The following is a 21,807-nucleotide window of genomic DNA, read 5'->3' on the forward strand; positions in this document are numbered from 1 at the left end:
CCAACGCCAGGTCTTCAACGGAGAACCTCATGGGCCTCAGAAAAACTTTTCTTCTTGCGCTGGGCCTGGCCGCGACAGCCCTGGCCACCAACGCCGCCGCGCAGGCTTACCCCGGCAAGCCGGTGAAAATCATCGTGCCCTTCGCCGCGGGCGGTCCGGCCGACAACTACGCCCGCTTCATCGCGCAGCGCCTGCAGGATGCACTGGGCCAGTCCTTTGTGGTCGACAACCGGCCCGGCGCCGGCTCCATCATCGGCACCGACATGGTGGCCAAAGCGGCGCCCGATGGCTACACGCTGCTGATGATGTCCAACACCCACACGGTCAACGAAACGCTGATTCCGGCCAAGCCCTTCCAGCTCATGCGCGACTTTGTGGCGGTGGCGCCGGTCAATTACTCGGACCTGGTGCTGGTCGCCAACCCGGCACTGCCGGCTTCGTCCCTGAAGGACCTGGTCCAGCAGGCCAAGGCCAGGCCCGGCAAGTTCAATTACGCGTCCTCCGGTCCCGGCACGCCCTACCACATGGCCGGTGAACTGTTCAAGAGCATGGCCGGCGTCTACCTCGTGCATATCCCTTACCGCGGCAGTTCCGGCGCGCGCACCGACGTGATCGGTGGCCAGGTCGACGTGATGTTTGATGCTGTCACCACCATGGCCGAGCAGATCAAGGCCGGCAAGGTCAAGGCCATCGCCACCACCGGCCGAACCCGTTCCGACGTGCTGCCGGATGTGCCGACCATGAACGAAGCCGGCGTGCCCGGTTATGAAGCCACGATCTGGTTGGGCCTGATGGCGCCGCGCGGCACGCCCAAGGCCGTCGTCGACCGGCTCAATGAAGCGGTCTCGAAAATCGCCAGCCAGCCGGAAGTCAAACAACTCTGGGTCAAGCAGGGGGCCGTGCCGCTGCTGATGACACCGGAGGTATTCGACAAATACATGCGCGACGACATCGCCAAATGGTCGCGTGTGATCAAAACCGCCGGCATCAAGGTCGACTGAGACTGGCAAACCGGAACCTCCATGACCCGACTTCATCTGCTCAGCGGCGGCGCCGCCAATGGCCTGGTCTCCGCGCTGCAGGCCCGCTTTCTCGCACAAACCGGCCTGGCCATCGAAGGCAGCTTCAATGCCGTCGGCATGATGCGGGATCAGCTGCTGGCCGGGGCCCCTTGCGATGTCGTGATCCTGACCGATGCACTGATCAGGCAGCTGACCGACAGCGGCCATGTGGTGGCCGGCAGTGCCCGGCCGCTGGGCGTCGTGAAAACCGGCATCGCGGTGAAAGACGGCGCTGTCACCCCCCCGCTGGAAAACAAGGCCCAGCTCAGGCAGGCCCTGCTGTCGGCAAGCGCGGTCTATTTTCCCGACCCGGTCAAGGCCACGGCCGGCATTCACTTCATGAACGTGCTCAAACAGCTGGGCATTGATGTCGAACTGGGCGATCGCCTGTGCCCCTGTCCCAATGGCGCAGCGGCCATGCAGGCCCTGTCGCAGGCCGGCGAGCCCGACGCCATCGGCTGCACCCAGGTGACTGAAATCATCTTCGCCCCGGGCGTGCAACTGGTGGCCCCCCTGCCGAAAGAATTCGAGCTGGCGACGGTCTACACCGCCGCTGTCTGCAGCCGGGCCACGCAGCCGCAAGCCGCCGCCACCCTGATCGAGCTGCTCACCAGTGAAGATGCTGCCGGGCTTCGCAGCGCCGGCGGCTTCGAACCCGCGGCGCGTTGATCCAGCTCAGTCTGGGTCAGGGCGTCGCAGCGCCTTCCATGACCTGACAACACGCTGTTTGCTGACACGATCCGTTTTCCGGCGGTCCTACCATGGGCTGGCCCCATACCGGGCCTACGGAATCTTCACCATGCAAACAAGCTCTCTTCTTGCCCGCCGCCATCTGCTCTGCTGGCTGGCCGCCAGCGCCGCATTTCCCGCAGCCGCCGTCCCCCAGTCCCAGCGAAAAAAAGCCGTCGCTGCCGCCGGCCAGACCGGCACGGCCATGATGGCACGCGTGAACGCGGCCACCGATATGCCTGTCCTGGGCTCGGGCGCCCGCGGCGAAGCCGTCTTGCGTGCGCAGATCCTGCTCGATCGCGCATGGTTTTCTCCCGGCGAGATTGACGGCGCCTTCGGCACCAACATGCGCCGCATGGTGGCCGCGTTCCAGACGGCCAACGGCCTCAAGTCCACCGGTCGCATCGACAGCGAAACCTGGAAAACCCTGGCAGGCCCGTCGCCTGCGCCCCTGCTGGCCGAATACACCATCAGCAAGGAAGACGCGGCAGGCCCCTTCACCAAAACACCTGCGGACATGATGGAGCGGGCCCGGCTCAAGTCGCTGGACTATGAAACCGTCCAGGAGGCGCTGGCAGAAAAATTCCATTGCAGCTCGAAGTGGCTGCGTGACGCCAACCGCGGCAGCCGCTTTGAGGCCGGCGACAAGATTGTTGCACCGACGTCCGGCAGCGACAGTCCGCCGAGCAAGGCGGCATCCATTCGCATCGACAAGTCGGAGCGCGTGCTCTACCTGCTCGACAAGGCGGATTTGCCGGTGGCAGCCTTTCCGGCCAGCATCGGCGGCGCGTCGGACCCGCTGCCCCTGGGACGCATGGAAGTCAAGAATGCCGCCAAGGACCCGGTGTTCACCTACGATCCCGTGCTGCTCAAGAACGCGAAAAAAACCAACGCCAAAACCGATATTGCCGCAGGCCCGAACAACCCGGTGGGCGTGTACTGGCTCGGGCTCAGCAAGCCGCACTGGGGCATCCACGGCACGCCCGACCCTTCACGCGTCGGCACGGCAGAAACCAATGGCTGCATCCACCTGACCAACTGGGACGTGTTGCGCCTGGCCCAGGTGGTGAAGACCGGTTTTGCGGTGGACGTCCATGCCTGATCGGCCCGCCAGGCGCTGGGGCGTCTGGGTAGGCGCGGCAGCCTTTGCCGTGGGTGTGCTCTGGGTGCTGTTCAGCCCGAGGACGGAACCGGCAGCCACAACGCCAACGGTGCCTGCGCCAGCCGTGGCGACGCCAGAACCACCCTCCTCACCCCTGCCTGCACCCGTATCAGCAACGGCACCAACGCTTGCGGCGCAGGTGCCGGCGCTGCTGCTTCCGGTGCAGGGCGTGTTGGCCAGCGACCTGCGCGATACCTTTGCCGACGGCCGGGACAACAACCAGCGCGGCCACGAAGCCATCGACATCCACGCCCCCCGCGGCACGCCCGTGCTCGCGGTGGACGACGGACCGATTGCCAAGCTGTTTTTGAGCAAGCCCGGCGGGATCACGATTTACCAGTTCGACGCGAAGGGGCAGTTGGCCTACTACTACGCGCACCTGGACGCTTATGCGGCAGGCTTGAAGGAAGGCCAGCACATACGCCGCGGCAGCGTGATCGGGTATGTCGGCGCCAGCGGCAATGCCAATCCCGACGCGCCCCATCTGCACTTCGCCATCTTCCAGCTTGGCCCGGAAAAACAGTGGTGGAAAGGCACGCCCCTCAATCCGTTCGAGCCCCTGGGTGGAAAAACCCCTTGAAGTCTTCAGGCACAACGGCGCGTCGCCGAGGTGGCTCAGTCACCCACTTGGACCCTCTCAAATAAAAATGGCCCCGCGGGGCCATTTTTTCTGTCGCCGGTTCCGGCAAAAGTCACACCAGCAAGGCGTTCACCCGTTTCACGTAGGCCGACGGATCATCCGGCAACCCGCCTTCGGCCAGCAAGGCCTGGTCGAACAGGATGTGGGCAAGGTCGTCGAAGTGTTCGCTGCCCTCGAGCTTTTTGACCAGCGGGTGCTGGGCATTGATTTCGAGAATCGGCTTGACCTCGGGCGCGGCCTGGCCGGCCTGCTTGAGCATGCGCGCCAGCTGCGTGGACATGTCACCTTCCTGCACCACCAGGCAGGCCGGTGAATCCACCAGCCGTGTGGTGGCGCGTACGTCGGAGGCCTTGTCCTTCAAGGTTTCCTTGAGCTTGTCGAGCACGGGCTTGAACTGGGTCTGCGCTTCCTCGGCGGCCTTTTTCTCGTCCTCGTCCTGCAGCTTGCCCAAGTCCACCGCACCCTTGGCGACCGACTGCAACGGCGTGTCGTCGAACTCGTGCAGGTAGTTCAGCGCCCACTCGTCAACACGGTCGGTCATGAGCAGCACCTCGATGCCCTTCTTGCGGAAGATCTCGAGCTGCGGGCTGTTTTTGCCGGCGGCCTGGGTGTCGGCCGTGATGTAGTAAATCGCGTCCTGGCCTTCCTTCATGCGCGCCTTGTAGTCGGCGAAACCGACCGTGACGGTATCTGTCGTCGAACTCGCGAAACGCAGCAGCTTGGCCAGGCGCTCGCGGTTGGCGAAGTCTTCGCCCAGGCCTTCCTTGAGCACCGCGCCGAATTCGGCGTAAAAAGCGGCGAATTTTTCCGGCTCGTTGGCGGCGAGGTCCTCGATCATGGACAACACGCGTTTGGTGCAGCCCTCACGGATGGCCTTGACGGCCCGGCTCTCCTGCAACAGCTCGCGCGAGACGTTCAGCGGCAGGTCGGCCGAATCGACCACACCCTTGACGAAACGCAGATAGACCGGCAGCAGCGCCTGCGCATCGTCCATGATGAAAACGCGCTTGACGTACAGCTTGACGCCGGCGGCCTTGTCGCGGTTGAACAAGTCCATCGGCGCCTTGGCCGGGATGTAGAGCAGCTGGGTGTATTCGGTCGCGCCTTCGACGCGGTTGTGTGTGGTCGCCAGCGGGCTCTGGCTGTCGTAGCTGATCTGTTTGTAGAACTCGTCGTACTGCTCGGGCGTGATGTCCTTCTTGGCGCGCGTCCACAGGGCGGCGGCCTGGTTCACGGTTTCCCATTCGTCGCTGGTCACCATTTCGCCGGGCTGGCCGTTCTCACCCTCCTTCCACGCCTCTTTCTTCATCAGGATGGGCAGCGAGATGTGGTCGGAGTACTTGCTGATGATGCTTTTGAGTTTCCAGGTGTTGAGGTACTCGCTGGCGTCGTCTTTCAGGTGCAGGATGACGCTGGTGCCGCGCTCCTTGCGCTCAATCGTCTCGACCTCGAAGTCGCCGGTGCCGGCGCTGCTCCAGCGCACGCCTTCTGCGGTCGGCAGGCCGGCGCGACGGCTCTCGACGGTGATCTTGTCGGCAACGATGAAGCCCGAGTAGAAACCGACGCCGAACTGGCCGATCAGCTGCGCGTCGTTTTTCTGGTCGCCCGAAAGTTTGGCCATGAAGTCGCGTGTGCCGCTCTTGGCAATGGTGCCCAGGTGCTCCACCGCTTCGATCTGCGACAGGCCGATGCCGTTGTCGGTGATGGTGATGGTTTTCGCCGCCTTGTCGAAGCTCACGCGCACATCGAGATCGGGCGCGTCCTCGTACAGTTCCGGATGGTTCAGGCCTTCAAAACGCAGTTTGTCGCAGGCATCCGACGCGTTGGAGACCAGCTCGCGAAGAAAAATGTCGGGGTTGGAATACAGCGAATGGGTGACCAGGTTCAGCAGCTGGGCCACTTCGGCCTGGAAGGAGAGGGTTTGCTTGCTCATGGGGTGGGTTCTTGAAAAACAGGGGGAAGAAGACAAACGCCCCTGGAGTTAGGGGCGTCGTCGCATATTTCAAGACCTGATTATCGCGGGTCCGGATGCGCCCCGGGCCCGCGACCGATGGCCGGCTCAGCCTTCCAGGCCGGTCAGCTCGCCGCTGCGGATCTTGCCCAGACGCAGGGCCTGCGCGGCCTCCCCACGCACGATGGCAGCGGGTACAACGGACTGCACGGTGGCAGCCACACGCGAGCCTGCGGGCTCCTGGCTGTGGGTTTTCACTTTGGCGCCGGCCTCGGCCATGACTTCGGCGCGACTGCGGCTGCCTTCGGACTGCAGCGCAAACTGCGAGGCCGGATCGGGCGTTTCCGCGCGCACACCGGTGGAAGCGATGGCCGCAAAAGCGGCAAGGGCGATAAGGAGGGAAGACTTGTTCATGATGATGACCTTTCAGTGAATGTTGAGAACCGGGTTGTCGGTTGTGCCGGCCCTTTCGGGCTCCAACTTCAACCGTGATCTCACTGTAGGTGGCGCCCATTAGGCGGCCATGAGCGAAGTCTTAGCTGGCAATGAGCGCGCCGTCTCAAAGCGTCTCGACACGCGCCACCAGGCCGCTGCGGCCGTCGCGGTTGCGCAACGTGATGCGCAGGCCGCAACGTTTCGCCGCCGCCTGCGCAATGGCCAGCCCCAGACCGCTGCCACCCGCATCGCTGCCCGGCACCCGGAAGAAACGGTCAAACACGCGGGCCTGCAGCTCGGGCGGAATGCCGGGGCCGGCATCCTCCACTTCGATGAGCAGGCGTCCCTGCGCACTGCCGATGCGCACATCCACCACGCTGCCTTCCGGGGCGTAGCGCAAGGCGTTTTCGATCAGGTTGTCCACGACGCTGCGCAGGTCACTGCCGGGGCAGTGCAGCATGGCGGCCTCGGCAGGCAGGCGCGAGGCGTCCAGACCCAGGTCAATGTTGCGCTGGTCGGCCAGCGTGATCAGCTGGTTGATGCTTTGGTGCAGCACCTCGTGCACATTGACCGGCCCCAAGGCCGGTTCGGCGCCTGCCGACTCCTGGCGCGAGAGCTTGAGCAACTGGTCCACCAGCCGTTGCGCCCGCTGTATGCCTGCCTCAAGCTGCGCAAAGCGCTGCGCTGGCGCGCCGCTGCACAGGTCGCCGCGCAGGTTTTCCAGCTGCAGGCCGACGGCGGTGATCGGCGTGCGCAATTCATGGGCCGCATCCTGCACAAACCGGCGCTGCGTGGCAAACGCATCACGCAGCCGCGTCAGCAGGCTGTTGAAGGAAATGACCAGCGGCGCAATTTCACGCGGCACCCGGTCCAGCGGCAGCTCGGCAATGCTGTGCTCGTCCTGCGCCGAGGCCTGGCGGGCGATCGTGCCCACCTCGCGCGAGACCATGGCCACCACGCACCAGAGGATCAGCATCGACAGCGGCAGCAGCAGGATCACGGGCGCGATGGCCGCACCCGCCTGCCCAACGGCCACGTGACGGCGAAACTCGCCGCTTTGCAGCACCTGGATGCGACGCGATGCATCGGTCTTGCCCGGTCCCGTGGTGTAGACGCGCCAGCGCTCGCCACCCATCCTGACGTCCTGAAAGCCCGGCGTTTCCCGCAGCGCCATGGCCGATTCCGGCCACGAGCTGAAGCGCGGTTTGCCGTCGGCATCAAACACCTGCACCACGTAGGTTCCCAGCTTGTGCACCCGCTCGCGCGTGAGCGGGGGCAGCGCGATGTCCTGCTCCTGCGCCGCCATGGATTCGGCCAGCAACTCCATCTGGTTGTCCATGAAGGCGCTGGCCATGCGCAGGTAGCTCCAGTACGCAAACCCCGCCGAAGCCGCGCCCACCAGCAAAAACACCGGCACCAGCCAGAGCAGCAGCGCGCGGCGCAACGAACACATCCGGCCTGCAGGAAAAACGTGGAACATCATGCCGGGTCTCCGGAGGCTGGCAAAGGGGCGTGTGACGCCGGCGCCAGCGCCGGGGAGGCCGCCGGCACGGCGGCTGCAATGCGCCAGCCCAGGCCGCGCACGTTGCGGATGGTGTCCGCGCCCAGCTTCTTGCGCATGCCGTGGATCAGCACGTCCACCGCATTGCTCATGACTTCCTCGCCCCAGCCGTAAATCCGGTTTTCAAGCTGGTCGCGCGACAGGATGGCGCCCGGCCTTTCCAGCAGCGCGTGAAGCAGCGCGTACTCGCGCGCGGACAGCGCCGAGGCTTCGCCGTTGACCAGCACCTCGCGCGTGGTCAGGTCCAACTGCACCGCGGCGTTTCCGATCACCGAATGCGCGCTGCCGTCACGCCGCCGGATGACCGCACGCATGCGGGCCAGCAGCTCGCGAAATTCGTAAGGCTTGATGAGGTAGTCGTCGGCCCCCAGGTCCAGCCCGGCAATGCGGTCGTCCAGGCCGTCGCGCGCGGTGAGCACCAGCACCGGCGTGGCATCCCCGCGGACACGGGCCTGGCGCAACACCTCGACACCGTCGCGCTTGGGCAGGCCCAGGTCCAGCAACACGCAGGCGTAAGCGCCGTCGGCCAGCGCGCTTTGCGCCAGCAGGCCGTCGCGCACCCAGTCCACCGACCAGCCGTTGGTCTCCAGCGCCTGTTGCAGGCTGCGGCCAATCATGTCATCGTCTTCCACCAGCAGGATCCGCATCATGCCTCCCTGTGCCGCGGCGACAGGCCTTCCCAGCGCGCCTGCTGCCGGGCAGCCTGCAGCAACAGGGCGCCGGCGCACAGCAAGGCGGCCATGCCGGCAAGGTTCAGGTAGAAAGCGGTGGTCGCGCTGAAGCCGGGCGTGGCCAGCGCAATGCCGACAAAACCGGCCTGGCTGAGCAGGCCCGCCGCCACCACGGCCGGCCGGAGGCCCCGCACCAGCACGGCCCCCAGCAGCGCGGCCGCCAGCAAGCCGATCAGGAACTGGTGGTGCAAGAGCAGCGGCAGCGCCGCGCCGTCGGCTGGCGGCAGGGCCAGCAGGACAAACACGGCGCTCACACCGGCGGCGAGCAGGATGGCGCGGGCAACACGTTCGGCAAAGGTGTCCATGGCGGGCAAGGTGTGGTGGTGGAGAGGGTATCTTCGCCGGACTGAATTAGCCTTGAATTAGGGGCGGATGCGGGTGCGGCTGCGGGTGGCGACCTGAATGGACCTGAACGCTCACGCCAGCCAGCGCCTGAGCTGCTGGTAGACCGGCAGGCTGTGCAGCAGGGCGATGTGGCCGGTCCCGCTCGCCACCCATTGCCGGTCCGTCGGGAAAGCCAGGCAGCGCGCGACTTCGGCATGCTGGCCCAGCGCACTGGCCAGGGGCACCAGGCCATCGCCGAGCGCAGCATCGAACTGGCGTCCGGCCGCTGCCGCCGCCGGGACCCTGCCCAGCGTGGCGGCCACCGCCAAACAGGCGACGCCGGCCGGCAGCGGCACAGGCGGCCGCCTGTCCGGACCACCGGAAAACCGATCGGCGCCCTGCCAGTCGGCCGGCAGCACATTGCCATACCGCAGGTCAGTGATGCCTGCGCTGCGGATCTGGCCGATTTTGGCAAACGGCCGGGTCAGCGGGTTGCTGCCGAGCACGGTGTCCACCCAGCTCCCGACTTTTTCCAGCGGCGCGCCATGGTGCGGTGTGCCCAGAAACACCAGGTGCCGGAGCCGGCTTGGCCAGTGCATGCCCCGGGCCGCCGCGCTGTGCCAGGCACTGCGTGCCACCAGGCCGCCCATGCTGTGGGTCAGCAGGGTCAAGGCCTCGACCTTCCGCGGCCAGGCCTGCAGCAGCTGCTCGAGCAACGCCGCCAGCTGCCCGCCATTGACCGAGGTGTGCAGGCCGGTGTTGTAGTGCAGATACACCGGGGTGTAGCCGAGCTCCTGTGCGAGGCCCTCCCCGTAGTCCTGGCCGTGGCCCGGCAGCGCATCCGCCGGGCTGTCAGCGCGCCACTGCAGGTCGTTCATGCACAGGCCATGCACCAGCAGCAGAATCTTGCCTGTCGCATGGGGCAGGCGCTGCGCCAGCGCGGCTTGGTCCATGGGCAGGGACTGGCCGTCATGGCGCAGGCTCATGCGGATGGCCAGCGGATTGGCGGTGTCCAGCAGCTGGTCGCCGAGCACGCCGTTAAGCGCCGCCAGCAGGGCTTCGCGCTGCGGCGACGAGGCTTGCGGCCCCGGCCTGGGCGCCACGCGCGCCAGCAGGGCATCGACGCCGCCGCCGGCCAGGCGCGTCACGCCCTTGACGCTGCCGTAAACCAGGCCGGTGATACCCTTTTTGCGGACGCCCGAGGCGCCCGCCGTGCGGTCCACAAACTTCTGCCCGGCCGCGCCTAACGGTGCGGCGACCGCCTTGTAGACATTGCCCTGCACCTTCTCGACCAGCTCGGTGATGCCCAGCGTGCCCTGGGTGGCGAGTTGGGCCAGGCCACGAATGTCGGACAGGTGCAGGTGGCGGCGCCAGTCAGCCAGGGGGGCTCGCCCGGGGCGGCGCGACGAAGGGGTGGTCATGCGGCCATTGTCGCGGTCGCCGCTGGCGGCGTCCACCCGCATCATTTCCGGGTGATTTGACGAACAAAACAGGCTTCAGCCCAATGAATACGGGCACCAGCAGCTCCTAAAACAGGAGCAGTCCGGGATTAAAACCGTTCGTGCGGCGCCAGGTAGCGCCACTGGCCGACCGGCAGATGGCCGAGGTTGACCATACCGATGCGCACCCGTTTGAGGCCGGTGACAAACAGCCCGACCTGCTCGCACATGCGGCGGATCTGGCGCTTCTTGCCCTCCTTGAGCACGAAGCGCAACTGCTCCGGGTTTTGCCATTCGACGCGCGCCGGCTTCAAAGGCTCGCCGTCCAGGCTCAGGCCGTGGCGCAACAAGGCGAGTTTTTCCGGTGGGAACACGGCCTGCACATTGACGGTCTCGTCGCCATAACTGACGCGCACCAGGTACTCTTTTTCAATCTCCGAGTCCTCGCCGATCAGTTGCCGCGCGACGCGGCCGTCCTGCGTCAGCACCAGCAGCCCGATCGAATCGATGTCGAGCCGGCCTGCCGGCGCCAGGCCGCGCAGCTGCTCGTGGCCCCAACGCATGCGGCTGTTGCACTCGCGCCAGCGGTTTTGCGGCTGCACCAGCACCACGGCGGGTTCGTGGCCGTCCTCGGCCTGGCCGCTGACATAACCGACCGGCTTGTTGATCAGGATGGTGACCTGCTGGCGCTGGTACTGCTCGGCCTCGCGCGCCACCTCGATGCGCGCATGGGCGGCCACCGGCTGGCCCATGACCGCCGGCTGGCCGTCCACGCGGACCCAGCCGCGCGCAATCCAGTCGTCGGCCTCGCGGCGCGAACACAGGCCGAGTTCGGCCATGCGTTTGTTCAGCCGGATGGTGGCCGGGCCGCCGTCCGCAGAAGTGCTGGCCAGCGCGGGCTTGGGAATGCGGCGAGCGCCGGAAGGGGGGGTAGGAACAGTCATGACGGACTGATTTTGCTACAAACGCTGGCCGGCCCGCTTGCCGCGTCTGCCGCGCATGCCGGCGCCTATTTGAAGTGGGTCAGAAAATGCGCCAGATCGGTCAGGTCGCTGTCCTTGAGCCCATACAGGGAGGCCGACATGATGGTGTCACGTCCGGGCCCAGCGTGGTCGCGAAACTGCTTCATCGCGTACAACAGAAAGTCTTCCTGCTGGCCAGCCAGTCTCGGAATTTGCTCGCGTCCGGCGTAATCCGGCAAATGGCAGGTTCCACAAAGCATCTTGCGGGCGGTGTCCTTGCCGCGCAGGTAGGTTTCGCTGTTCACGGGACCGGCCGCCGCGCGAAGCGGCGCCTGCGCTGAAAAATAGCTGGCCAGAATGGTGAGATCGGCGTCCTTGACGCCATCGAGCAGTCCCTTCATCTGCGGGATGTCGCGCAGGCCTTCCCGAATCAGGACCAGCTGGTTTTCAAGGAACACCTTGGGCTGGCCGGCCAGCGAGGGAATCTGGGGGTTTTGCGAGTTGCCCTGCGGGCCGTGGCAGGCGATGCACAGTGGCAGTTGCTGAGGCTGCTGCGCCTGAACCGGGGCCATGAAAAAAAGCAGGGCCACTGCTGCCAGTGCCCTGCTTGTGTGCGTGAAGTTGGCTTGTTTAAGGCTTGGCATACGAGATGCGGTAGATCGCGCCCAGTTGCTCGTCGGAGAGCAGCAGGGAACCATCCGGCATTTGCAGCAGGTAGGCAGGACGGCCCCAGAAGGCGTCGGTCGCGTCATCCTTGAAGCCGGTGACAAACGGGGTGACCTTGGGGTTCTGGCCATTGGCATCGGTGCGGACCACGACCACGTCATAGCCATTTTTCTTCGTGCGGTTCCACGATCCCTTGCGCGCGACGAACATCGCGTTTTTGTACTCGGCCGGGAACATGTTGCCAGTGTAGAAATGCAGGCCCATGTTGGCCGCGTGCGCGCCCATGGTTTGCACCGGCAGGGTGACGCCATCGCAGGGATTGCTCTTCTTGATGTCCCGATCGGCCACACCATTGGCATGGCAGTAGGGAAAGCCGAAGTTCTGCCCGACCCGGGTCATGCGGTTGAGTTCGTCTTCCGGGCTGTCGTCGCCCATCCAGTCCCGTCCATGGTCGGTGAACCAGAGTTCCTTGGTGACCGGGTGCCAGTCAAAGCCCTGGGTGTTGCGCACGCCGGTGGCAATGACCTCCATGCCGGAGCCGTCGGCGTTGTAGCGACGGATCTGGGCGTACTCGTTGGTCGGCAGCACACAGATGTTGCAGGGTGCGCCAAACGGCACATACAGCTTGCCGTCCGGACCAAAGCGGATGTACTTCCAGTTGTGGTGCTGCTCCTTCGGCAATTTGAAGGCGGCCGTCAGGTCAACGGGTTGCACATTGGGGTTTTTCTCGATGCCGTCAAAGCGCAGCACTTTGTCGATGGCCATCACGTAGAGCGATCCATTGTGCATGGCCACGGCGGGCTGGTTCAGCTTGTCCACCACAACGCGGCTGGTGCGCTCCTTGCCGTTGTCGGTGATCTCATAAACACGACCAAGGCCACGTGTGCCGACATAGATTTTCCCGCTTTCACCACGGGCCATGGCCCGTACACCGGGGCTCCCATGAGACCAGAGCTCGGCCTTGAAACCGGCGGGCAATTTCAGGTTCCGCACTGGAATGTCGGAGGCGGGTGTCGCCGTCAGCTTGCCCGCGTGAGGCGCGAGCCTGGAGTCGGCCATGTCGGCTTGCCGTCCCTGTTGCCAGGCGGGAGCGGACGCAGGCGCGGGTGTGGCCGCGACAGGAGGCGAAGGCCGGGCCATTTGGGCGCAGCCTGACAAAACACCGATCGCGATCAGCAAGGCCAGGTTTTTAGTCATGGGAAGTCTCCATTGATTGAATCGTCACATCGGACTGTACGCATGCTAACGTCGCTCATCGGGGGCCCTGCAGAGGGTTTCCACTTAGCGGCACGCACGCCATGCAGCAGCTTGTGTCATGGTCAGTCAGACATCTTCATCGCGCCATGAACCGGTCCCGGGCAGAAACGGCCTGCGGGCTCAGGCCCGGTCTTGCCGCGGTGAAGCCGGCGTGCTGAATACGCTGGACCGAAGCGCCTCCAGGTCCAGCACACGCAAGCCGCCGTATTCAATGCGGATCGTGCCCTGCGCCTGAAGGTTGGACAGCGCCTCGTTCACGCGTTGGCGCGACAGCCCGACCAGGTAAGCCAGTTCCTGCTGGGTGATGCGCAGGATCTCGCCGACACCGGGGTAGAGCACCGGATTGAACAGGGCCGCCAGGCTGCGCGCCACGCGCAGGTCGGGATTGGACATGCGGTCAATCTCGCGCGCGGCAATGAACTGGCCCAGGCGTTCGTTGAGCTGGTTCATCACGAAGCGGTTGAAACCGATCGAGTGGTCCAGCAGCCAGTGGAAGGTGTCGACCGGCAAGCCGGCCACCACGCTTTTGCGCAGCGCCTGGATGTTGTAGCGGTAGGGCTCGCGCTTGAGCGCCGTCCCCTCGCCGAACCAGCCCCCGGGCGGCACGCCGGTGAAGGTCATGGTCAGTCCCTGGGCGTTGTCGGCGCTCATCTTGAGCAGGCCCTCCACCACCCCGAACCAGTAGGTCACCGGCCGGCCGACACGGCAGACATAGTCGCCGGCGGCGGCGTCGCCCACCTGCAGTTGCGCCACCGCGCGCGCGCGTTCCTCCGGCAGCAACTGCCACAGCCAGGGAATGCCTTGCTGTTCTTCAGGGGTGGGCGTCCTGCGGCGCTGGTGGAGGGTCAGGTCAGTGGACACGGGTCACAAGGGTCAGGTGAAGGAATCCCCCTCGGGAAACTCCGGAGAGGGCACACCCTTGAATTGTCGCTGGATAGACATTTCATTGTCAATCTACCCCGTAGCATCTGGCCACTCCAATGACAAGCTCCAGCCAGGACCCGATGACCACCACGCCCCCCTTCTCGCCCCGTCACGGGCATGCGGCACCAAGCGCCCCCCAGGCCGCCCAGCTGACACGCCGCAGCGTGCTGGGCGCGCTCGCCGCGCTGCCCGTGGCCTTTCACGCACCCCTGCGCGCCGACAACACATCCCCCCTGAAAATTGCGCAGTCCACAGCACTCAGCGGCCCGCTGGGCGAACTGGGCCAGGCCATGCACCAGGGGGCCAAGGCATGTTTTGCGGCCATCAATGCCAAAGGCGGGGTGAACGGCCGGCCCATCGAACTCGCCGCGGTTGATGACGGTTACGACGTCAAGCGTGCGCTCGCCAATGTGAAGGGCTTCATTGAAGACCGCAGCAACTTCGCGCTCTTCAATTGCATGGGCACACCCATGATCGAGGCCATGCTGCCCCAAGTGATGGAATCGGGCATTCCGTTTTTTGCACCCTTTTCCGGCGCCCTGTCCGCGCGGCCCAAAAATGCCCGCAACGTGTTCAACATCCGCGCCAGCTACGCGGACGAGGCGGAACAGCTGGTGCAGCACCTCGCGACCATCGGCGTCAAGCGTATCGCGATCGTCTACCAGAACAACTCCTTCGGCAAGGAAGTGTTCGACGCCACGCAGCGTTCCATGAGCCGGCACAAGCTCGATGCCACGGCCATCGTGACCGTGGAGAACAACTCCGCGGACGCCGGCGCAGCCGCGGCCAAGGTCGCGACCTCGAACCCGGAGGCGGTGCTGGTCGGACTGGCGGGCAAACCCACCATCGACTTTGTCAAGGCGATGCGCATGCACCGCAAGGGGCTGCCGCTGTATGCCCTCTCCATCATGGGAGCCGCCGCCACCCTCAAGGCCATGGGCGACGATGCGACCGGCATCGCCATTTCCCAGGTCGTGCCCTTGCCGAACGCCACCGTGGTGCCCGTCGTTCGCGAATTCCAGCAGGCCTGGAAGGCGGCCGGCGTGACACTGGCGCCGTCACATCTGGCGCTGGAGGGTTATATCAATGCCCGGGTCTTCGCCGAAGCGCTCCGGCTGGCGGGACGCAACCCGACACGGAGCAGCTTTGTCGACAGCACCTGGAACCTCAAGCGCTACGACCTGGGCGGTTTCGAAGTGAGCTTCAGCGATTCGGCGACGAACGCGTCGCGCTTCGTCGAACTCACCATGGTTGCGCGCGATGGCCGCTTTATCCGATAACAGGACCGCACCCCGGGCACACCCCACTAGGACTTACCCGGAAATTGTCGTCGCAATGACACCGTAACGTCAAAGCCAGTCCTACTATTCATTCCACGCCAAGCGGCTTCTCCTGAGCGGGAAGCCGCACTGAACACTGGAGACAAGGTACCGAATGCAGACCACCTTCCCCCGATTGCTGCTGAAACACGCCGCAGAGCGCCCCACGGCGCCGGCCATGCGCGAGAAGGAATACGGCATCTGGCAGGCGCACAGCTGGGCCGACATGGCCGCGCTGGTGGAACACATCGCCTGCGGCCTGCACCAGGCCGGCCTGCGGCGCGGCGAACACATGGTCGTGGTTGGCGCGAATCGCCCGCGGCTGTACGCCACCATGCTGGCGGCGCAGTCGCTGGGTGCCATTGCCGTGCCGCTCTACCAGGACGCCGTCGGCGCCGAATGTGTGTTCCCCATCAACAATGCGGAAGTCCGCTTTGCGATGGTCGAAGACCAGGAGCAGGTCGACAAACTCATGGACATCCGCGAGCAGTGTCCGCAGCTGGCCCACATCATCTACGACGACCCGCGCGGGCTGCGCAACTACAACGAGCCGGGCCTGGTCGCCCTCGACGCGCTGATCGCTTCGGGCCAGGCGCTGGCCGCCAGCCAGCCGGCGTTTTTCAGGAACCAGGTCGAGCAGGCGCAGCCTGACGACGTGGCCGCCATGTTCTTCACCTCGGGCACCACCGGCAACCCCAAGGGCGTGGTGCACACGCACCACACCCTGCTCGACCGCGCCGAAGCCGGCGCCGAGTTCGACAAGCTGACCAGCCACGAGGAAGTGCTGGCCTACCTGCCGCCGGCCTGGATCGGCCAGAACATCTTCAGCTACGCCCAGTGGCTGTGCTGCGGTTATGTGGTGAACTGCCCCGAAAACGCGAGCACCGTCACCATCGACCTGAAGGAAGTCGGCCCGACCTATTACTTCGCCCCGCCACGGGTGTTTGAAGGCCTGCTGACCAGCGTGATGATCCGCATGGAAGACGCGGGCCTGCTCAAACGCAAGATGTTTCACTTCTTCATGGAAGTGGCCAAACGCGTTGGCCCGGCCTTGATGGATGGCCAGCCGGTGGGCGCCGGCGACCGCCTGCTCTACGCGCTGGGCCAGGTCATGGCTTACGGCCCGCTGCGCAACAACCTGGGCTTCAGCCGGGTCCGGGTCGCCTACACGGCCGGTGAAGCGATTGGTCCCGACCTGTTCACCTTCTACCGATCCATCGGCATCAACCTCAAGCAGCTTTACGGCTCGACCGAAACGGCCGTGTTTGTCTGCCTGCAGCCGGACAACCAGGCGCGCGCCGACACGGTGGGCGTGCCGATCAAGGGTGTTGAAATCAAGGTGGCCGACAACGGTGAAATCCTCGTCAAGTCCGCCGGTTTGCTCAAGGGTTATTACAAAAATCCGGCCGCCACGGCGGAGGTGCTCACGGCCGACGGCTGGTACCACACCAGCGATGCCGGCTTTCTCGATGCCAGCGGCCACCTCAAGATCATCGACCGCGTCAAAGACGTCGGCCGCATCAAGGGCGGCGCCAACGACGGCGCGATGTTCGCGCCCAAGTATGTCGAGAACAAGCTGAAATTCTTTCCGCACATCAAGGAAGTTGTGGCCTACGGCGACGGCCGCGACAAGGTCTGCGTCATGATCAACATCGACTTCGACGCGGTCGGCAACTGGGCCGAGCGGCGCAACCTGCCCTACGCCGGCTACACCGACCTGGCGCAAAAACCCGAGGTCTACCAGCTGATCAAGGAGTGTGTCGAGAAGGTCAATGCCGACCTGAGCGCCGATGCCCTGCTGGCGGGCTCGCAGATCAGCCGCTTCCTGGTGCTGCACAAGGAACTCGATGCCGACGACGGTGAACTGACGCGGACCAACAAGGTGCGCCGCGGTTTCATCGCCGACAAGTACCAGCCGCTGGTCGATGCGCTGTACAGCGGAAAAACCGAACAGTTCATTGAAACCGTGGTCAAGTTTGAAGACGGCCGCAGTGGCAGCGTCAGCGCCACGCTCAAGATCAGTGACACCCAGACCTTTGCACCGGTGAAGGCCGCAGCATGAGCAAAAAAATCGGCGATGTCATCCTCGACGTCCACAACATCTCCCTGAGCTTTGGCGGCGTGAAAGCGCTGGCGGATATTTCCTTCAACGTGAAGGAGCACGAGATCCGCGCCATCATCGGCCCCAATGGCGCCGGCAAGAGCTCCATGCTCAACTGCATCAACGGCGTCTACACGCCGCAGCAGGGCTCCATCACTTTCCGCGGCCAGACCTTCAAACACATGAACAGCCACCAGGTGGCTGTCATGGGTGTGGCGCGCACCTTCCAGAACCTGGCGCTGTTCAAGGGCATGAGTGTGCTCGACAACATCATGGCCGGGCGCAACCTGAAGATCAAAAGCAACCTGCTGATGCAGGCGCTGCGCATCGGGCCGGCGGAACGGGAAGAGTTCAGGCACCGGGAAGCGGTGGAAAAAATCATCGACTTCCTGGAAATCCAGGCCTACCGCAAGACCCCGGTGGGCCAGCTGCCCTACGGCCTGCAAAAACGCGTGGACCTGGGCCGGGCGCTGGCCATGGAGCCGCAGGTGCTGCTGCTCGATGAACCGATGGCCGGCATGAACGTCGAGGAAAAACAGGACATGTGCCGTTTCGTGCTCGACGTCAACGACGAGTTCGGCACCACCGTGGTCCTGATCGAGCATGACATGGGCGTGGTGATGGACATCTCGGACCGCGTCGTGGTGCTTGACTACGGCAAGAAGATCGGCGACGGCACCCCCGACGAAGTCCGCAACAACCCGGACGTGATCAAGGCATATCTAGGAACGAGTCACTGAATGAATAACCTGGCACACCCCTGTGGCGGACTCGCTTCGCGTAGCCGCCTCTCCCCTTGCAGGGGACGCCGCCTGCAGCCCGGCGAAGCCGGTTCTGCGGCCGTCACTGGAAATTGGAGCATCTGATGGCCTTTTTTCTGGAAACACTTTTGGGCGGCCTGATGGCCGGCATGTTGTATTCATTGGTCGCGCTCGGGTTTGTGCTGATCTTCAAGGCCTCCGGTGTCTTCAATTTCGCGCAAGGTGCCATGGTCTTGTTCGCTGCGCTGGCCATGGCCCGCTTCTCGCAATGGATTCCGCAGTGGACCGGCATGGAGAGCCTCCTGCTGGCCAACATCGCCGCTTTCGCGATTGCCGCTGTGATCATGTTTGTCGTGGCCTGGTTCATCGAACGCCTGGTGCTGCGGCACCTGGTCAACCAGGAGGGCGCGACGCTGCTGATGGCCACCCTCGGCATTGCCTATTTCATGGAAGGCCTGGGACAGACGATTTTTGGCGGCAACATCTACAAGATCGACATCGGCATGCCGAAAGACCCGGTCTTCGTGCTGGACTCGGTGTTCCCGGGTGGCATCCTGATCAACAAGGAAGACCTGTACGCCGCGCTGATCGCCGCCGTGCTGGTGGCCGCGCTGAGCTTGTTTTTCCAGAAAACTTCCACTGGCCGGGCCCTGCGCGCCGTGGCCGACGACCACCAGGCGGCACAGTCCATCGGCATTCCGCTGAACCGCATCTGGGTCATCGTCTGGTGCGTGGCCGGCGTGGTGGCCCTGGTGGCCGGCATGATCTGGGGCAGCAAGCTCGGCGTGCAGTTTTCGCTGGCCACCGTGGCCTTGCGCGCCCTGCCCGTGGTGATCCTGGGTGGCCTGACCTCCGTGCCCGGCGCCATCATTGGCGGCCTGATCATCGGCGTCGGCGAAAAACTCTCCGAGGTCTATCTTGGCCCGTTTGTGGGCGGTGGCATCGAGATCTGGTTTGCCTACGTGCTGGCCCTCGGTTTCCTGCTGTTCCGGCCGCAAGGCCTGTTCGGTGAAAAAATAATCGATCGCGTATGAAATACGCGATCAACACGCTTGCGGGTTCTTCGCCGGATACGGCGAAGGATTATTTTTCAGCGAAGACTCACTTTGCGCAGCAAAGTTAAGCGAAGCGCGTCGCAGCTAAAAGATCAACGAGATACCCAAATATGTTCTACAGAGAAAACGGCCAATTCAAAACCAGCTACCGGGCAGACCAGCAGATCTTCCCCATCCTGCAGGACCGCGTTGCCATCGCGCTGTTGCTGGCCATTGCTTTCGTGGCCGTCCCCATGCTGGCCAGCGACTACCTGTTTCGCGCCATCCTGATTCCCTTCGTGATCATGTCGCTGGCTGCGCTCGGCGTGAACATCCTGGTCGGCTACTGCGGCCAGATCTCGCTGGGATCCGGCGCCTTCATGGCCGTCGGCGCCTACGGTGCCTACAACTTCTTTGTGCGTATCCCCGGGATGCCGCTGATTCCGGCGCTGATTCTGGGCGGCCTGTGCGCGACCTTCTTCGGCATCCTGTTCGGCCTGCCCAGCCTGCGCGTCAAGGGCCTGTACCTTGCGGTGGCCACGCTGGCCGCGCAGTTTTTTGCCGACTGGATGTTTTTGCGCATCAAGTGGTTCACGCTGGACACCCCGTCGGGCTCGGTGTCGGTGTCCAACCTGCAGGTGTTCGGCTTTCCCATCGAGAGCTCGGTGAGCCGCTACCTGCTCTGCCTGAGCGTGCTGGCGATCATGGCCCTGCTGGCCAAGAACCTGGTGCGCAGCGCGATCGGTCGCGAATGGATGGCCATCCGCGACATGGATGTGGCGGCCGCCGTTATCGGCATCCGGCCCATGTACGCCAAGCTCAGCGCCTTTGCCGTCAGCTCCTTCATCATTGGCGTGGCTGGCGCGCTGTGGGCCTTTGTCTACCTCGGCGCCTGGGAACCAGCGGCCTTTTCTGTCGACCAGTCGTTTCGCCTGCTGTTCATGGTCATCATCGGCGGCCTCGGCTCCATCATGGGCAGCTTCTTCGGCGCGGCCTTCATCGTGGTGCTGCCGATCGCGCTGAACCAGTTCCTGCCGGTGTTCGCGGGCCTGTTTGGCATCGAGATTTCCACCGCCGGCGTGTCGCATGCAGAACTGATGATTTTCGGCGGCCTGATCGTCTGGTTCCTGATCGTGGAGCCGCACGGCCTGGCCAAACTCTGGTCGGTCGGCAAGCAGAAAATGCGGCTCTGGCCGTTCCCGCACTGAGCCGGCATCAGGGGGCATCAGGGGGCATCAGGGTTAAGGATTACTGGGAACCACCGATGTGTTTTGCTTGATTTGACCGTTTACTGGGGTGTCAGTTTTTTTGGGTGTATTTTTAATTTCTAGGAGACAACAATGACAGTTCGCAACTTGATATTGGCAGCGGCAGTCCTTGCCACTGGCGCATCGTCCGTCGTGACGACCAGCGCATTCGCTCAGGCCAAGGAGCAGTTCATTCCGGTGCTGTCCTACCGCACCGGCCCCTACGGACCGAACGGCGCGCCCTGGGCCAACGGCTATGTCGACTACCTCAAGCTGACCAACGCGCGCGGCGGCATCAACGGCGTGAAGATTTCCTTCGAGGAATGCGAGACCGGCTACGACACCGCACGCAGCGTGGAATGTTATGAACGGCTCAAGGGCAAGGGCGCCGCCCTGGTGCAACCGCTGTCCACCGGCGCCACCTTTGCGCTGACCGAGAAGGCACCGATCGACAAGATCCCCGTGGTCACCATCGGCTACGGCCGCAGCGAAAGCGCGGACGGCACGGTGTTCAAGTGGAATTTCCCCATCGCAGGTACCTACTGGGTGGCCGCTGACGCCATCCTGCAGGCCATTGCCAAGAAAGAAGGCGGCTTTGACAAGCTCAAGGGCAAGCGCATCGCGCTGGTCTATCACGACAGTCCTTATGGCAAGGAGCCCATTCCCCTGATGCAGGAACGCGCGGCCATGCACGGTTTCAATCTGCAGCTGCTGCCGGTCACCGCACCGGGCGTGGAGCAGAAAGCCACCTGGCTGCAGATCCGCCAGTCCCGCCCCGATTACGTGGCACTGTGGGGCTGGGGCGTGATGAACTCCACCGCCATCAAGGAAGCCCAGGCCACCGGCTACCCGCGCGAGAAGATGTACGGCGTGTGGTGGGCAGGCGCGGAGCCTGATGTGAAAGACGTGGCCGACGGCGCCAAGGGTTACAACGCGGTAACCATGCAGCACGGTGCCGAACCCAACTCCAAGGTCGTCAAGGACATCCTGTCCATGGTGCATGCCAAGGGCCAGGGCACAGGTCCCAAGGACGAAGTTGGCCAGGTGCTTTACATGCGCGGCGCCATGAGCGCCATGCTGGGCCTCGAAGGCATTCGCTCCGCCCAGGAACGTTTCGGCAAAGGCAAGGTCATGACCGGTGAGCAGGTCCGCTGGGGCCTGGAAAACCTGAACCTGACACAGGCCAAGCTCGACGGGCTGGGTTTCGCCGGCGTGATGCGTCCGATCAGCACCTCGTGCACGGACCACATGGGCGCCTCCTGGGCCCGTATCCACACGTGGGACGGCAAAGGCTGGAAGTTCACGTCAGACTGGCTGCAGGCGGATGATCAGATCATCAAGCCGCTGGTCAAGGCCACCGCTGCCAAGTACGCCGCCGAGAAAAAACTCACGGCACGCACCCCGGCAGACTGCCAGTCCTGATTTTTCAGGCCAATACCCCTCCCGCCCGTCGGGAGGGGGCGCGGCTCCCGAGAGCCGCCAAACGCCAGCGCTTCAAGCCCC

The 21,807-nt window shown here is 64.4% G+C and carries 20 protein-coding genes; 10 read left to right on the forward strand and 10 right to left on the reverse strand.

Annotated elements, in window-relative coordinates:
• Positions 1–29 precede the first annotated feature (29 nt).
• From B7G53_RS14575 to B7G53_RS14590, 4 genes are all read left to right on the forward strand, one after another.
• Positions 30–1,001: a tripartite tricarboxylate transporter substrate binding protein gene (locus tag B7G53_RS14575; RefSeq protein WP_096668914.1), complete on the forward strand. Its 972-nt coding sequence runs from the start codon at positions 30–32 to the stop codon at positions 999–1,001.
• A 21-nt stretch (positions 1,002–1,022) separates the two neighbouring features.
• The gene (locus B7G53_RS14580) at positions 1,023–1,730 is read left to right on the forward strand and encodes a molybdate ABC transporter substrate-binding protein (protein WP_096668916.1); all 708 of its coding nucleotides are present in this window, start codon (positions 1,023–1,025) and stop codon (positions 1,728–1,730) included.
• A 130-nt stretch (positions 1,731–1,860) separates the two neighbouring features.
• Positions 1,861–2,892 carry a L,D-transpeptidase family protein gene (locus B7G53_RS14585; protein WP_176491372.1) on the forward strand — a complete coding sequence of 344 codons (1,032 nt, stop codon included), beginning with the start codon at positions 1,861–1,863 and terminating at the stop codon, positions 2,890–2,892.
• Positions 2,885–3,532, forward strand: coding sequence for a M23 family metallopeptidase (locus B7G53_RS14590; protein ID WP_096668922.1), 648 nt, complete (start codon positions 2,885–2,887; stop codon positions 3,530–3,532). Before B7G53_RS14585 ends, B7G53_RS14590 begins: the two co-directional genes overlap by 8 nt.
• 112 nt (positions 3,533–3,644) lie before the next feature.
• Here the strand turns inward: B7G53_RS14590 and htpG are convergent, their stop codons facing one another.
• The 10 genes from htpG to B7G53_RS14640 all read right to left on the reverse strand — a co-directional run bounded on the left by htpG (position 3,645) and on the right by B7G53_RS14640 (position 13,779).
• Positions 3,645–5,525 carry a molecular chaperone HtpG gene (gene htpG, locus B7G53_RS14595; protein ID WP_096668924.1) on the reverse strand — a complete coding sequence of 627 codons (1,881 nt, stop codon included), beginning with the start codon at positions 5,523–5,525 and terminating at the stop codon, positions 3,645–3,647.
• Positions 5,526–5,651: 126 nt separating this feature from the next.
• Complete coding sequence (locus tag B7G53_RS14600) at positions 5,652–5,957, reverse strand: DUF4148 domain-containing protein (RefSeq protein WP_096668926.1); 306 nt, start codon at positions 5,955–5,957, stop codon at positions 5,652–5,654.
• A gap of 145 nt (positions 5,958–6,102) precedes the next feature.
• Positions 6,103–7,461, reverse strand: coding sequence for an ATP-binding protein (locus B7G53_RS14605; protein ID WP_096668928.1), 1,359 nt, complete (start codon positions 7,459–7,461; stop codon positions 6,103–6,105).
• Positions 7,458–8,186: a response regulator gene (locus B7G53_RS14610; protein ID WP_096668995.1), complete on the reverse strand. Its 729-nt coding sequence runs from the start codon at positions 8,184–8,186 to the stop codon at positions 7,458–7,460. The genes B7G53_RS14605 and B7G53_RS14610 overlap by 4 nt, the downstream gene beginning before the upstream one ends.
• Complete coding sequence (locus B7G53_RS22880) at positions 8,186–8,575, reverse strand: hypothetical protein (RefSeq protein ID WP_096668930.1); 390 nt, start codon at positions 8,573–8,575, stop codon at positions 8,186–8,188. The genes B7G53_RS14610 and B7G53_RS22880 overlap by 1 nt, the downstream gene beginning before the upstream one ends.
• 111 nt (positions 8,576–8,686) lie before the next feature.
• Complete coding sequence (locus B7G53_RS14620) at positions 8,687–10,015, reverse strand: esterase/lipase family protein (RefSeq protein ID WP_096668997.1); 1,329 nt, start codon at positions 10,013–10,015, stop codon at positions 8,687–8,689.
• A 128-nt stretch (positions 10,016–10,143) separates the two neighbouring features.
• A complete protein-coding gene (locus tag B7G53_RS14625; protein ID WP_096668932.1) occupies positions 10,144–10,977 on the reverse strand; it encodes a pseudouridine synthase in 834 nt (277 codons plus the stop codon).
• Positions 10,978–11,042: 65 nt separating this feature from the next.
• Entirely contained in the window at positions 11,043–11,567 is a 525-nt protein-coding gene (locus tag B7G53_RS14630; protein ID WP_255250020.1) for a c-type cytochrome, read from the reverse strand.
• Between the two features lie 58 nt (positions 11,568–11,625).
• Positions 11,626–12,858, reverse strand: a complete 1,233-nt coding sequence (locus B7G53_RS14635; protein ID WP_096668934.1) for a PQQ-dependent sugar dehydrogenase — start codon at positions 12,856–12,858, stop codon at positions 11,626–11,628.
• Between the two features lie 180 nt (positions 12,859–13,038).
• The gene (locus tag B7G53_RS14640) at positions 13,039–13,779 is read right to left on the reverse strand and encodes a Crp/Fnr family transcriptional regulator (RefSeq protein WP_096668936.1); all 741 of its coding nucleotides are present in this window, start codon (positions 13,777–13,779) and stop codon (positions 13,039–13,041) included.
• A 143-nt stretch (positions 13,780–13,922) separates the two neighbouring features.
• On the opposite strand from B7G53_RS14640, the gene B7G53_RS14645 reads away from it, so the two are divergent.
• The 6 genes from B7G53_RS14645 to B7G53_RS14670 all read left to right on the forward strand — a co-directional run bounded on the left by B7G53_RS14645 (position 13,923) and on the right by B7G53_RS14670 (position 21,726).
• Positions 13,923–15,122, forward strand: coding sequence for an ABC transporter substrate-binding protein (locus B7G53_RS14645; protein WP_096668938.1), 1,200 nt, complete (start codon positions 13,923–13,925; stop codon positions 15,120–15,122).
• 154 nt (positions 15,123–15,276) lie between these two features.
• Positions 15,277–17,223 carry an AMP-dependent synthetase/ligase gene (locus tag B7G53_RS14650; RefSeq protein ID WP_096668940.1) on the forward strand — a complete coding sequence of 649 codons (1,947 nt, stop codon included), beginning with the start codon at positions 15,277–15,279 and terminating at the stop codon, positions 17,221–17,223.
• On the forward strand, positions 17,220–18,002 hold the full coding sequence (locus B7G53_RS14655; RefSeq protein ID WP_096668942.1) for an ABC transporter ATP-binding protein: 783 nt from the start codon (positions 17,220–17,222) through the stop codon (positions 18,000–18,002). The genes B7G53_RS14650 and B7G53_RS14655 overlap by 4 nt, the downstream gene beginning before the upstream one ends.
• Before the next feature lie 125 nt (positions 18,003–18,127).
• On the forward strand, positions 18,128–19,057 hold the full coding sequence (locus B7G53_RS14660) for a branched-chain amino acid ABC transporter permease (protein WP_096668944.1): 930 nt from the start codon (positions 18,128–18,130) through the stop codon (positions 19,055–19,057).
• 131 nt (positions 19,058–19,188) lie between these two features.
• Complete coding sequence (locus tag B7G53_RS14665; protein ID WP_096668946.1) at positions 19,189–20,265, forward strand: branched-chain amino acid ABC transporter permease; 1,077 nt, start codon at positions 19,189–19,191, stop codon at positions 20,263–20,265.
• Between the two features lie 132 nt (positions 20,266–20,397).
• The gene (locus B7G53_RS14670) at positions 20,398–21,726 is read left to right on the forward strand and encodes an ABC transporter substrate-binding protein (RefSeq protein ID WP_096668948.1); all 1,329 of its coding nucleotides are present in this window, start codon (positions 20,398–20,400) and stop codon (positions 21,724–21,726) included.
• Positions 21,727–21,807 lie beyond the last annotated feature (81 nt).

This window comes from Polaromonas sp. AET17H-212, assembly GCF_002379085.1.
In the GTDB taxonomy this organism is placed as follows: domain Bacteria; phylum Pseudomonadota; class Gammaproteobacteria; order Burkholderiales; family Burkholderiaceae_C; genus Polaromonas.